General features: G+C 57.2%; 13 protein-coding genes. 2 read left to right on the top strand and 11 right to left on the bottom strand.

The features are described from left to right. The 5 genes from Q8N00_08545 to Q8N00_08565 all read right to left on the bottom strand — a co-directional run. A partial coding sequence (locus Q8N00_08545; GenBank protein ID MDP2382841.1) for a beta-propeller fold lactonase family protein occupies window positions 1–1,517 on the bottom strand: 1,517 nt, incomplete at its 3' end. Between the two features lie 714 nt (window positions 1,518–2,231). After that, on the bottom strand, window positions 2,232–2,945 hold the full coding sequence (locus Q8N00_08550; GenBank protein MDP2382842.1) for a TIGR04283 family arsenosugar biosynthesis glycosyltransferase: 714 nt from the start codon (window positions 2,943–2,945) through the stop codon (window positions 2,232–2,234). 24 nt (window positions 2,946–2,969) lie between these two features. Then, on the bottom strand, window positions 2,970–3,623 hold the full coding sequence (locus Q8N00_08555) for a hypothetical protein (protein ID MDP2382843.1): 654 nt from the start codon (window positions 3,621–3,623) through the stop codon (window positions 2,970–2,972). Next, entirely contained in the window at window positions 3,607–4,407 is an 801-nt protein-coding gene (locus Q8N00_08560; protein MDP2382844.1) for a DUF547 domain-containing protein, read from the bottom strand. The genes Q8N00_08555 and Q8N00_08560 overlap by 17 nt, the downstream gene beginning before the upstream one ends. Next, window positions 4,404–5,417, bottom strand: a complete 1,014-nt coding sequence (locus tag Q8N00_08565; protein ID MDP2382845.1) for a radical SAM protein — start codon at window positions 5,415–5,417, stop codon at window positions 4,404–4,406. The genes Q8N00_08560 and Q8N00_08565 overlap by 4 nt, the downstream gene beginning before the upstream one ends. 209 nt (window positions 5,418–5,626) lie before the next feature. Here Q8N00_08565 and Q8N00_08570 point away from each other — a divergent pair, with 209 nt between their 5' ends. After that, entirely contained in the window at window positions 5,627–6,019 is a 393-nt protein-coding gene (locus Q8N00_08570; protein ID MDP2382846.1) for a hypothetical protein, read from the top strand. A gap of 99 nt (window positions 6,020–6,118) precedes the next feature. Here Q8N00_08570 and Q8N00_08575 read toward each other — a convergent pair whose 3' ends face one another. The 4 genes from Q8N00_08575 to Q8N00_08590 all read right to left on the bottom strand — a co-directional run bounded on the left by Q8N00_08575 (window position 6,119) and on the right by Q8N00_08590 (window position 10,295). Further along, a complete protein-coding gene (locus Q8N00_08575; GenBank protein MDP2382847.1) occupies window positions 6,119–6,889 on the bottom strand; it encodes a DUF3047 domain-containing protein in 771 nt (256 codons plus the stop codon). Window position 6,890: 1 nt separating this feature from the next. Then, the gene (locus tag Q8N00_08580; GenBank protein MDP2382848.1) at window positions 6,891–8,444 is read right to left on the bottom strand and encodes a mercuric reductase; all 1,554 of its coding nucleotides are present in this window, start codon (window positions 8,442–8,444) and stop codon (window positions 6,891–6,893) included. A 37-nt stretch (window positions 8,445–8,481) separates the two neighbouring features. Beyond that, entirely contained in the window at window positions 8,482–9,198 is a 717-nt protein-coding gene (locus tag Q8N00_08585; protein MDP2382849.1) for a TVP38/TMEM64 family protein, read from the bottom strand. Window positions 9,199–9,776: 578 nt separating this feature from the next. After that, complete coding sequence (locus tag Q8N00_08590; GenBank protein ID MDP2382850.1) at window positions 9,777–10,295, bottom strand: hypothetical protein; 519 nt, start codon at window positions 10,293–10,295, stop codon at window positions 9,777–9,779. A gap of 209 nt (window positions 10,296–10,504) precedes the next feature. Between Q8N00_08590 and Q8N00_08595 the strand changes: the two genes are divergently transcribed. Beyond that, a complete protein-coding gene (locus Q8N00_08595) occupies window positions 10,505–11,149 on the top strand; it encodes a sulfite oxidase-like oxidoreductase (protein MDP2382851.1) in 645 nt (214 codons plus the stop codon). A gap of 5 nt (window positions 11,150–11,154) precedes the next feature. Here the strand turns inward: Q8N00_08595 and Q8N00_08600 are convergent, their stop codons facing one another. Continuing rightward, entirely contained in the window at window positions 11,155–11,490 is a 336-nt protein-coding gene (locus Q8N00_08600) for a YdbL family protein (protein MDP2382852.1), read from the bottom strand. Window positions 11,491–11,584: 94 nt separating this feature from the next. Continuing rightward, window positions 11,585–11,758, bottom strand: a complete 174-nt coding sequence (locus Q8N00_08605) for a YnbE family lipoprotein (GenBank protein ID MDP2382853.1) — start codon at window positions 11,756–11,758, stop codon at window positions 11,585–11,587. Window positions 11,759–11,784 lie beyond the last annotated feature (26 nt).

Genomic DNA, 11,784 nt, shown 5'->3' on the forward strand with positions numbered 1-11,784 from the left:
CGCCCACTCGGATCTACCGTCACCGCCGTGGGAGTCGTCCCGGTTGCCACCGGCGCGCCAAGGGACGTCAACGCTCCGCTACTCCCATCAATCGCAAAGGCTGACACCGTGTTGGACCCGGAGTTCGCCACATAGGCCCACCGCTCGCGCAAGTCCACAGCTACATCACGCGGGGCCGTCCCCGTAGCAAACGGACCACCTGCCACAGCCGTCAACGCCCCCGTCGTACCATTGATCGTAAAGGCCGACACATCATTGGATGCCTGATTCGCGACATAGGCGAACTTCGGCGTCACCTGAACCGGCACCGGTCCACGGACCAGGGCCAGTGAGCTCGGCGAGGTGCGCGCCGCAACCGTCCCGGATGCCGCCAAAGGCGTCAGCGCCCCCGTTGTGCTATTGATCGCAAAGGCCGATGCCGTATTCCCAGACTCGTTCGCCACATAGAGAAATTGCAGACTCGGGTCTACCACGACGGAGATCGGGCCCGCCCCGGTTGACACCGGGCTGCCGACCGCCGTCAGTGCCCCTGTCGTGCTATTGATCGTATAGGCCGACACCGTATTGGCCCCGAAGTTCGCCGTATAGGCGAACCGTCCGCTCGGGTCCACCGTGATCGCTCGCGGGTCCACCCCGGTCGCCACCGGACTGCCTAGCGCGGTCAACGCGCCGGTCGTCGGATTGATCGTGAACGACGAAATATTGCTGGAGTCGCGGTTGGCGACATAGACCCGCTGTCCGCTCGGATCCACCACAATGGTCCGTGGGCTTGCACCCGCAGCAAACGGGCTCCCCACCACTGGCGTTAAGGCCCCCGTGGTGTTATTGATCGTATAGGCCGATACGTTGTCAGAATAGAGATTCACCGCATAGACAAACCGCCCGCTCGGGTCCACCGTCACCACCATGGGCGCCGTCCCGGCTGCGACCGGCGCACCCACTGCCATCAATACTCCCGTCGTGCTATTGATCGCATAGGCCGACACCGTATGGGACAGACGATTGGCCACATACGCAAACCGTCCGCTCGGGTCCACTGTCACCGACATGGGCAACGGCCCGGCGGCAATCGTGCCGACCGCCGTCAACATCCCCGTCGCGCTATTGATCGCATACGTCGACAGACTGTCGCTTTGATTCGCCACATAGGCAAACCGCCCACTCGGGTCCACCGCAATGGAGAAGGGATAGAGCCCGGAGAGCACATAGCCGAGCGAGCGCAACTGCCCGCTCACCGCATTGACCGCATACATCGAGATAGTATTCTCGTCCGTGTTCGTCACATAGGCGAACCGCGGAGCGTCGGTGCCAGTTGGCGTGCCAGATCCAAGACTCCCGCCTGTTGTGACCGATGCCACAGGTGCAGATGTCCCACCATCTCCCCCGCTTCCACAACCTGCCACTGTGAGACTGACGATGCTTAGCGCCACAAGCCCCAGTAACGAGGCCACGTTACGCCTGAAGCGCCCGCGAGTGCTAGGAGGTTGAATCATGGAAAGAACGCCGATTGCTTTCATGAAAATATCCTTTCGAAAGTGCATATCTTGGAATAGGTCATGGGGCTAGTCTTCAGGTCGTCATAATTTCCGATCAGCCTCGACAAGTGAGGGCATTTTGCCGGATTCACCCGTATTTCGAAACCCCTATTTGGGGGGGGATCGATTGGGACAGAAATGAACAGCCTTAGCGGATGTCCTGAAAAAAATGCACCCTGCAGGGACGTTAGACGGAATCCGACGTGGAGAATGATGCACAACACATGAAGAAGGCTTCCCAGATACTCACTTTCAAGAACTTGAAGGCGATTGTGCCTCCCGGGGGTGAACGTAGAAACAGACTGACGACAATGATCAGCTTTTCGCAGAAGGCGACGGCTGAGAAAGTCAGCTGAGAGGGAAACCCAGCAAGCGGGGTAGAACAAAGCACAACGAACGAAGAGAGCTCAGTCGCCCTAAGTCAATGATCCTGCTGCGGATGCATCGGAAATTATCCAGAAACGAAATCAGCTTCAACCGCCAATCGTCACAGGAAAATAGGTGGGCGATCTCAAGTGGTTCGTTTGACCTCATCGCACACCAGCATGGACGTGCAGCCCGGCAGGAGCAGGGCAATTGAAAAAACACACGCACTCGTTTTTGGATGGATCTGCCGCATGGAACTCTCCTTTTAGCCTCGCCTGTGATGGGCTAGACGGAGGAGTGGAAGAAAGGTAAATGGGATATGGCCTATGTTTATCGGACGTCCCGGAAGAACGCGCGGGGCAGGACCGGCAGGCGGAACTCGACGTGGAGGATGATGAGCAACACACGAAGAAAGCTTCGCCAGATACCCATTTTCAAGAACTTACGAGCATCTGTGACGACCGGAGGAGAAAGTAGGAGTGGGCTGGTAATCGCGATCAGTCGTTCGCAGAACGCGACATCTTCAAGGATCGGCTGGTTGGGGAATCCTCCGAGCTGTTCGAATAGACCGCGGCGGACGAAGAGGGCCTGGTCGCCATAAATAATTCGGCTGCGGATACATCGGAAATTATCCAGAAACGAGATCAGCTTCAGCCTCCAGTCATCACCGGAAAATTGGTGCATGAAGCCGCCGGCTTGGATAGTCTGGTCCGCCTCCATCTCGTTCAGCCGCTGAATCGCACCGGACGGCAAGACCGTATCGGCATGGAGAAAAATCAACCATTCGCCCGCAGCCTGCTTCGCTCCGGCATTCATCTGAGAGGAGCGGCCTTTGGGCGCCGCTAGCATGACCCGTGATTGGCGCTGGGTGATGAATGAGGAGTCGAAACAGAACCCCTGTTCGAGAAGAACCTGTAGCGTCCGATCGGTACTGCCGCCATCGACGACGATAACTTCGTAGTCACCGGACTGGCGAAGAAGTTCGCGCAGCGTATGTGGAAGCGCCTTCTCTTCGTTGTAGGTCGGGATCACGACTGTAACCATCGTTCCTTCTTCGGCTATAGGCTATCAGCCATCTGCCATCGGCTCTGGTGTCAACCACTCCGGCAGAAACTTCCGCACATCGTTAGCCCAGGCCGTGGGATCTTCGGCGATCGACTCGAACAGATCGCTCAGGGCCAGCACCATCTGATCGGTCAACGCCAGATAATCCTGCGCGCGGCGGCGCAATGTCTCGGCATCGATCCGGTCCTCGGCCATAGCCCGTTCGAGCATGTGCCGGCCGAATCCATGATGGGCCTCTTCCTGCTGCAACAGGATTCTCCGCAGTCGACCGAACGGCGCCGCGCGTTTAGTTAACCCTTCCTCGATGCGCGTCAAGATCGCTTCGCCAAGCCCTTCAAGAATGACCTGTTCGGCCAGAAACGCTTCGAGCACGTCCTGCCTGGCCAACGCATCGTCGAGCATCTTCCGGTAGACTTCCAACGCGGGAAGAAATGGCGTATCGCCGAGGTGTTTCGGCGCTAACCAGGCAATGGCTCCCTGGAAAACCAGCGCATGTGCAGTCTCCTGGCGAGCCTGCCTGAAAAGAAACCGGCGCGCCCCCCCATCCGGCATCAAGACAGCCTGAGCCCTGGCACAATCGTGGGCCATTCGCTCACCATGTTCGAGAAAGGTGAGCAGGCGGGCGATGGGCACCTTTTCGTCAGAACGTACCAGCACGTGTGCTCTCCTTGGGCGCAATGCCGTTGAGGCTCCAATCGTAATCAAGATATTCGATGCGGTAGCCAGGCTGCATCAGCTCCTTCGCCAATTCAGGATCGTCGACGTAGTGCGCGATATAGGCCAAGACCGATCCAGTTGCGTCGGCGAAATCTGTTTCGAACCATTGAAAGATCATCGACAACGACGCGATCTTCCGCTGTCGGTCGAACCGATTGCGAGAGGGATCATTGATAAACCCTCTGGCGGCATACGCGAGCTGACGATCGAGTTGATCAGGTTGATAGGCCCAGGGCTGCAGTTTCGGACAGGAAGCCGATGCGCAGACAATGCCAAAATGCATCAGCGGCTCATGGAACTGCTTGATCAGCACATCCCGCTCAAGATCATAAAGATTGATGGTGACACCACCGACATGATAGTCCCGGCCGATGAAATACCGATAGCGCCCCCAAAGCGTCATCGGTGAATAGTGGTCGAGGATGCCCTGGACGGCAAAAGCATTGTAGGCATTGATCCAAAACGCCAGCTGTTCCTCCCGCTTCGCCAACCTTGTCGGATCGATGCGGTTGAGTGCGCTCACATAGCCATCGAACGTGCCATCGGCCTGTATGGCTGGATAGTCCACCTGTCCATCGTGAACGTGAGCCTGAACGATCCGATCCCAGGCCTGGTGAGAAACCCGATCAGGGGCAATGGGATCGGTGGGCTGGAAGGTTCGCGGTGTGATTGAACAGCCGGCCAGCATGACGAGAACGAGGACCGCACCGATCCAGCGACTCATGAGAGGGCTCCTCGTGAGGTGAAGGACCGCGCCGTGCGCAGCGCGACGATCGGATGGCGCAAGATTGTTCCGACAACACGGCCATCAAGACGATTACATGAGGAGTTATCGGAACAGATCTTGATGGCTCCCCGGTCAAACCGGTCCAGGATCTCGCTCAGCGACGACTCCAGCAGGTTTCCCACAGACGAAAAGGCCAAACAAGGAGACACATTCCCGGATGCGTCGATGGCCACGCTGTACCGTCCCGCGTCACACGGTTCAAGCTTCTCTCCACTCAGCCAGCTCGCATTGTCTTCGACGAACGTTCGAAGGTAGCCCGGAGGCATCAGCTCGTCATCGAGGAGCCCGCGAAAGACGGCGGCAGCACTCGATTGCTCATACATGAGTAATTCGTCTCGTCGGCCATAGGTCCCAACGTTCCAATGGTAGGCGCCTACCACCGGCAAAAACCCCTGTGCTCGTGCGAATCGAACAACCGCCTGGACCTCGGTTCGATTGGCCTCGCTCACGATGCAGGTCAGAAACTTCTGATGGGGAAACCCCCTCAGCAACCCGATGCCTCCCAGCACCTGTTCCAACTGATCGGCCCCGCGTATACGCTGATAGATCTCTCGGTTCAACGTGTCCAAGCTCACCGAGATGGCCAGCGGCAGCCGACCCAGTCGCTCAACAAGTTGCGGTGTGACCTTCGTGCCGTTCGTAATCAGCGTGAGATGATAGCCGATCGCTGAGAGGTCTTCGAGGATTTCCGGCAAATCGCGCCGCAACAACGGCTCACCCCCCTGCACCAGCACAAACCGCACACCCTCGCGATAGAGACCGGAAAAGACCTGCTGGATTTCCTCCCGCGTCATCTCGTACCGCCCGATATTGAGCGGCAGGTCGCAATAGCCACAAGCGGAATTACATCGCAAGTTGACCTGGAAGATGGCCAAGACCGGCCGACTTGCCACGAGATTTCTGAGTGGCTTGAGCACATGGCTCAACATCGCCAAGGGCCCTGCCATTACCTATTCTCACAGCGGCAGATAGGGTCATATTTGGACAGGTTCATGCCGTTTTTTTTCCTATATTTATTGGCATTTCGAGGCACTTCCCGCAACAACTCTCATAACCTGCTGAATTCCCTTGATCAGTCTGACCACCTGTTTCGGCATACGCCTTGCTGAGGGGTTCTAGGTTGAAGACAACTCTCACGTTGCAAGGAGGTTTTGGCATGAAGAAGATAAACAAGCACACGTTTACGGTCCTGGTGAGCACCCTGGCTATTGTGGCATTGGCGCTGACCCCGGCGTTGGCTAAGGACTCGAAGAGCAAGAAGTCCGGCCATTCGTCTGCCAAGGCGGCGGCTGAAGCCGTCAGCCACGTCCCCGAGCAGGGCGTGGCCCCCAAAGCCGGCCACCATGACTCCAAACCAGGCCCGGCCTGGAAGACCCTCGGTGGAACAGTAAAAAATGTCGAAGGCGACATCTATACGGTTGAAGACTACGAAGGTAACCAAGTCAGCCTGCGCGTCGGGCAAGGCACGAAACACATCAAGCAGAAGAAGGTCGGGGACACCGTCCGCGCGGAAATTACGCGAGGAGGCTTCGCGAACTCTATTCAGTAAGCCCATTTCGAATCCGCGCACCCACCTCACGCGCGATGGTGTCCATGAACGGGCTGGCCCTGAACAGGCCGGCCCGTTCACAATAACCCATCACACAGATCACGGCTCCCGATTCGACATCGTCACCGATCGGTGAAAGACAATATCGCCGTAGTAGGCCGTCGCCTGTTCCTTCGTATTATCCGTATCCGTCATGATCGCCACACCATTGATCATCGGCGGCTCTTCCCCGAAGGCTCGCTTGTAATCCTCGTAGATATTCCGTTCCTCCACGACCCATGTCCCGACCTTCTGAGGCCCACTTTCGACCACGATCATCTGTGCGAAGTCCGTATAGGCATTCTCGACGATAGTCCCAACCGGGGTCTTGGTTTCCCAGATATAGTTGAGCGCCCCGATAGGAATGTCGCCGAAGATCGCACGTCCGGCCTTATACTTCAGCTTCTTGCCAAAACTCACCTTCTCGGAATCGTATTCGAAGGTGATGTAGAGCCGGGCAGGAAAGTCGTCGCCCGCCTTGAGCGCTACATCGCTGCCGTTGAGTACATGATCGATTTTCCACCGCCATCGAACGATCGGGTACTCTTTGGGATCGATCCTCACCTCTTTGGTCAGACCTGAGGCAGAGGACTGACTCACAGCCTTTACCACCACCTCGCCCCCATCATTCACGACTTCGTACGAGGTATGTTTTGGAATTTTCTTAAAGGTGAGCGGTTTCCACCCCTCGGGCATCGCCTGCCCGATCGTCCCGCTCGAAAACTTCGCCACCTCGATCACCGCAGCTGGTTGGCCCCACGAGGGTTGATGCCGGCCGGATACCACGAGCGTGAACAACACAAACGCAGAGACTAGAAGTAGAAGCTTCATGTTAACGCCTCATCCAGGCAAACAACCTCATCAAAAAATTCTTCGTCCGCGGTGTGAAATGCGCCTTCCTCCACAGATTCACGACTTTCTTGTTCACCTCGGCTTGCGTCGGATAGGGGTGGATCGTCCCGGCAATGATTTTGGCCCCCAGCCCGGCCTTCATCAGCACGGAAAACTCGTTGATCATCTCGCCGGCATGCGCCGCAACGATGGTCGCGCCGACAATCTTGTCCGTACCTTTCTGGATGTGAATTCTCGCGAAGCCTTCGTCTTCTCCGTCTAAAATCGCACGATCGACTTCGTCGAGTTTATACGTGTAGGTTTCGACCTCAAGGCCTTTCTCCTTCGCATCCTTTTCGTACAGCCCCACATGAGCCACTTCCGGCTCCGTAAAGGTACACCACGGCATGATCAACGATTCGACGCTCGCATAGCCCAGACCCAAGGGGTGCGGGAACAGGGCATTCTGGATGACGATCTGCGCCATGGCATCAGCGGCATGAGTAAACTTGTAGCGGGAACAGATGTCGCCCGCCGCAAAGATGCGGGAGTTCGTGGTCTGTAGCCGGCCATTCACCTTCACCCCGTTCTTGTCGTACTCAACGCCGACCGCTTCCAACCCTATTCCATCTACGTTGGCCGTCCGACCGACGCCGACCAGAATCTCGTCGACCGTGAAATCGTATTGCTGGCCGTGAGAATCGACGGTGAGTCGCTTACCGCCATCCGTTTTGCTGATCGTGAGATCTTTTCCGCAACAGAGCAGCTTCACGCCGTCGCTCAGCATCTGCTGTTTCACAATCTCAGCTGCGTCTCGGTCTTCGTTCGGCATAATGCCGTGCTGCGCTTCGATCAAATACACCTGGCTACCGAACCGCGCAAACGATTGCGCCATTTCGCATCCAATGGGACCGGCTCCGATCACGCCGATGCGCCGTGGCAGTTCCGTGAGCGAGAACACCGTTTCATTGGTGAGATAACCTGCCTCTTTCAGACCCTGGATCGGAGGCGCTGCCGCCCGCGCACCGGTGCAAATCGCCGCTTTTGCAAAGGTAAGGATTCGATTGCCCGCTGGCCCTTCGACCTGGATTGTCCTGTCCCCTGTGAAGCGTCCGCTGCCAATGTAGACGTCCACGCCCAGCTTGGTATAGCGGTGGACTGAATCGTTAGAACTGATCCGTGCTCGTAGCTTTCGCATGCGCGCCATCACCGCGCCGAAGTCGTACTTCACGCCAGCCGGAATATGGAGACCGAACTCTGCCGCCTGCCGCACATCGGCCCAGGCGCGAGCCGCCCGGATGACCCCTTTCGACGGCACACACCCGACGTTCAGACAATCGCCGCCCATGAGATGCCGCTCGATCAACGCGACCTTAGCCCCTAGACTCGCGGCGATCACGGCAGTGATCAGCCCGGCCGTGCCGGCGCCGATCACGACGAGGTTGTAGCGGCCCGTCGGCTCAGGATTGACCCAATTGGAAGGATGGACATTGGCCACGAGCGCCTGATTGTGCTCGTCGTTCGGTAGGACGAGATGCTCTCCGTGCAGGTTCATCGCACTGATCCTCTCTGGGAAAAGACGGTACGCGCGGTCATGACTGCCTGGCTTTGAACTTGTTATGCGCCGTGGGAACAAGGGCCAGGAGGCCTAATAATACAAAGGCCCCGATCACATTCGGCGAGGCAATTTCCTTGAGTGAATTGATCGTCCCCAGTTGCCGCCCGGCGTAGGCATACACGAACGAACCGGGGATGATGCCCAATGCCGTCGCCGCCACATACGTCCCAACATTCATGCGGGTGAGGCCTGAGACCAGATTCACGACAAAGAAAGGGAACAAGGGAATGAGCCGCAGGGTCATCAAATAGCTGAAGGCGTTGTTCGTAAATCCCTGTTGAACAGGTCCCAGCCACTTCCCGAACTTCTGCTCGACCCAATCCCGCAGCAGGTAGCGGGCCGTCAGAAATGCCAGGGTCGCCCCGGTCGTCGCCCCCAGATTCACGAACAGCGTGCCGAACAGGCTCCCGAATAAGAACCCGCCAGCCAAGGTCAGGATGACCGCGCCAGGCAACGACAAGCCCGTCACGACAATATAGGCGAGGATGAATAGCCCTGCCGAAGAGACATAATTCGCCTCGGTGAAGGACAGCAATGTATCTCGATGCTCTTTAAGAGCCGTCAGCGATAAAAATTGTCCGAGGTCAAAGTAAACAAACGCACCGACGGCCACCGCGATCACCGTGGCCATGACAATTTTCCCGGCACTCGACCCGGCCGGTTCGGCTGTCTTAGGTACTGACGTTGGCATCGTAACCTCAGGCTGTATCATGGGGGCTCCTCTCAAGGCTGTCAATGTCGCCTCCTGCGAGATGAGTCGCGGCCCGCGCAACTTTCTTACATCAGCCAAGGCCAAACAGGCATGCGCAGGCTCAGCCACGGCGAGTGGTCTGTATGGGACCTACGACTAGGTTCGTGAGATGGACCTGCAGACATGCCGATGGAATTCTGATGACCTGCGGGCGAGTATTGACGGGAGCAGACTGAACGAACGAGGACTAGGGCTCTTATGGCCTGGGCATCCGCACGGCTGTGGCGGCGCCACTGAGCATCTCACCGACGCGGGTCCAGCCTGTTGATGGGAAAGAGCATCGTCCTTCTGCTGCGGGCCCTCTTTCCATCGAAGGCTGGCCGGGGCGACAGATATTCCCGGAAGACTCGGCATTGACGTGAGGGCGTGAGACATCCGGACCGGCGCACCCGAATCCGAACAAAAGAATGAGGAACAGGCCTGCGCGCATAAGAAAATCCTTCCCCCTTGATAATCGCTACCTCACTTGTCGGTCGAGCCAACGTGAATCTGTAGGGAGAGCTTGTACGTCAGAATAGCTATTCCCTCTGGTGGTTGCTCACATCACGATCCATATCGAGGCGTCCGAACGCACGCTCGAACGGATCGATCATGCCGTCATGATTTTTATCGAGTTCCTGGAAGTGCTCGTGCTGAAGCTCACCGGCCTGAGGATTTAGCGCTCGCCCTGTCTGGCGATCCCGGCTGGGGTCATAACGTTGCGGCTGCTCGAACATGCCATGATAGGAGAGATCCGGCTTCGGCTGAACGATCGCCGGTGGGCGCCGCTTGTTCCCAGCCTTCCGATAGCGAGAGGTCTTCCGATGAGCTCGATCGACAGACGTTGATCTCTGAGGCCCTGCGACCAAAGCTTTATTCGGCTCCGGCTTGGCCTGTGATTTGGCGCTCGCCTTGGGTGGTACAGACGAACCCTTGCGATCCAGCCCGAGGGACTGACCGGCCGACGACTGAACCCCCTGCTTCGAGTTGGGAGGAGCGGCCCATAGGAGCGGCTCCCAATCGCTGAACCCACCCAGGGTCGCAAGGACGGCTACCAACAGAAGCCTGCATGGATCTGGATGTGACGACATCATACCCCTCACGAATTGAGCCAAACGTCCCTCAAATCTACCAGCTCCATGATGCCCCATAGACCGCTGATTCTCGAAGAGAAATCCCACTCCTGTTACAATAGTCCTTGCCACCGACTCACTATCTAGTTGTCAGAAAGACCCTGGCTCCCGTACTCTCTCGTGAGGAGGCCACCATGGACGATCCCAACCGACTGACCGAGAAGAAAGAACAATGGGCCAAGGCCCGACGTGGAGGAGAAGAACGCGAGGTCTTCTACGAAGGCGATGACCGGCTGCCCCAGGGACAGCATCTCGTTGAAACGTTCCCCGTACTGGACCTGGGCTTCAAACCGGACATTCCCCTTTCCGAATGGACGCTCACCATCGGTGGGTTGGTGGCTCATCCCATCACCTGGACCTGGGAGGAATTTCTCGCCCAGCCTCAATTCAAAAACATCTCGGATTTTCACTGCGTGACCAGTTGGAGCCGCTTCGACAACGAATGGGAAGGGGTCAGCTTCAAACACCTGCTGTCCGTCGTAAAGCCGCTACCCTCGGCGAAATTCGTACTCTTTAAATCCTTCGACGACTACACTACCAATTTGCCGCTGGACGCCTGCGACGACCGGGACGTGCTGCTGACCTACACCTGGAACGGCAGGCCCCTCACGAAAGAGCATGGCGGGCCCGTGCGGGTGATCGTGCCGAAACGCTATGCCTGGAAGGGAGCCAAGTGGGTGAAGGAGATTACGTTTTCAGAGAAAGATGAAAAAGGGTTTTGGGAAGTCCGTGGCTATTCCAACACCGCATTTCCCTGGAAGAATGACCGTTACGGGTGAGCTCCCTATTTCTTGACCCAGCCGCCTGCGCCCTCAATGAAATTACCGGAACTCGTATTCTGAACTGCCTTCTCCCCTGCCAGGATTTCCACCGCAGTCACGCTGGTTCCATTACGGCGGGCAATTTCCTCATAGGCCTGACGCCGTTTCTGATTCACGTCGGTCATGAGAGCTTGCGCCTCACCGCTGCCTGGCGAAACAAGGCCCAAGTACCCATTTGATTTTTCTCCGACCAGGCCCTTCGCCTTCGCGTCGTCAAGCGTAAGGGCTAACAACGGCTGCACTGCCACAAGACACCACAACATTGTGCCGACCGTGATCACTCGTTTCCACATTGTCATCGCCCTCCTCCTCTGCCTAACAGGTGCCTGAGAAACCATGCAAATATTCATGAGCTATCCCGTCTTGGAAAACAGAGCACTACCGTGCAGGATGCTAAAATAGACCGCTCTTGTCGGACAACACCTGGTCTAACTCTTTGTCCACTTTCACGCGAATCTCATGATCGATCTTTACGTTCAAATTGATGGTAATCGGCTTATCCGACGGCGCCACTTCGATACGTGGCGTGCAGGCTACCGAGGCAACCAATGTCCAACCGGCCACCATTCCGATTGCGATCGTCAACATCGTCC

The sequence above is a fragment of the Nitrospirota bacterium genome, assembly GCA_030684575.1.
Lineage (GTDB): Bacteria > Nitrospirota > Nitrospiria > Nitrospirales > Nitrospiraceae > Palsa-1315.

What these genes read in the sequence shown, in the direction of transcription:
- Q8N00_08605 (MDP2382853.1), bottom strand. Translation starts at nt 11,758, where the DNA reads ATGGTGGCCGGTTGGACATTGGTTGCCTCGGTAGCCTGCACGCCACGT.
- Q8N00_08595 (MDP2382851.1), top strand. Translation starts at nt 10,505, where the DNA reads ATGGACGATCCCAACCGACTGACCGAGAAGAAAGAACAATGGGCCAAG.
- Q8N00_08585 (MDP2382849.1), bottom strand. Translation starts at nt 9,198, where the DNA reads ATGCCAACGTCAGTACCTAAGACAGCCGAACCGGCCGGGTCGAGTGCC.
- Q8N00_08575 (MDP2382847.1), bottom strand. Translation starts at nt 6,889, where the DNA reads ATGAAGCTTCTACTTCTAGTCTCTGCGTTTGTGTTGTTCACGCTCGTG.
- Q8N00_08580 (MDP2382848.1), bottom strand. Translation starts at nt 8,444, where the DNA reads ATGAACCTGCACGGAGAGCATCTCGTCCTACCGAACGACGAGCACAAT.
- Q8N00_08560 (MDP2382844.1), bottom strand. Translation starts at nt 4,407, where the DNA reads ATGAGTCGCTGGATCGGTGCGGTCCTCGTTCTCGTCATGCTGGCCGGC.
- Q8N00_08550 (MDP2382842.1), bottom strand. Translation starts at nt 2,945, where the DNA reads ATGGTTACAGTCGTGATCCCGACCTACAACGAAGAGAAGGCGCTTCCA.
- Q8N00_08600 (MDP2382852.1), bottom strand. Translation starts at nt 11,490, where the DNA reads ATGACAATGTGGAAACGAGTGATCACGGTCGGCACAATGTTGTGGTGT.
- Q8N00_08565 (MDP2382845.1), bottom strand. Translation starts at nt 5,417, where the DNA reads ATGGCAGGGCCCTTGGCGATGTTGAGCCATGTGCTCAAGCCACTCAGA.
- Q8N00_08570 (MDP2382846.1), top strand. Translation starts at nt 5,627, where the DNA reads ATGAAGAAGATAAACAAGCACACGTTTACGGTCCTGGTGAGCACCCTG.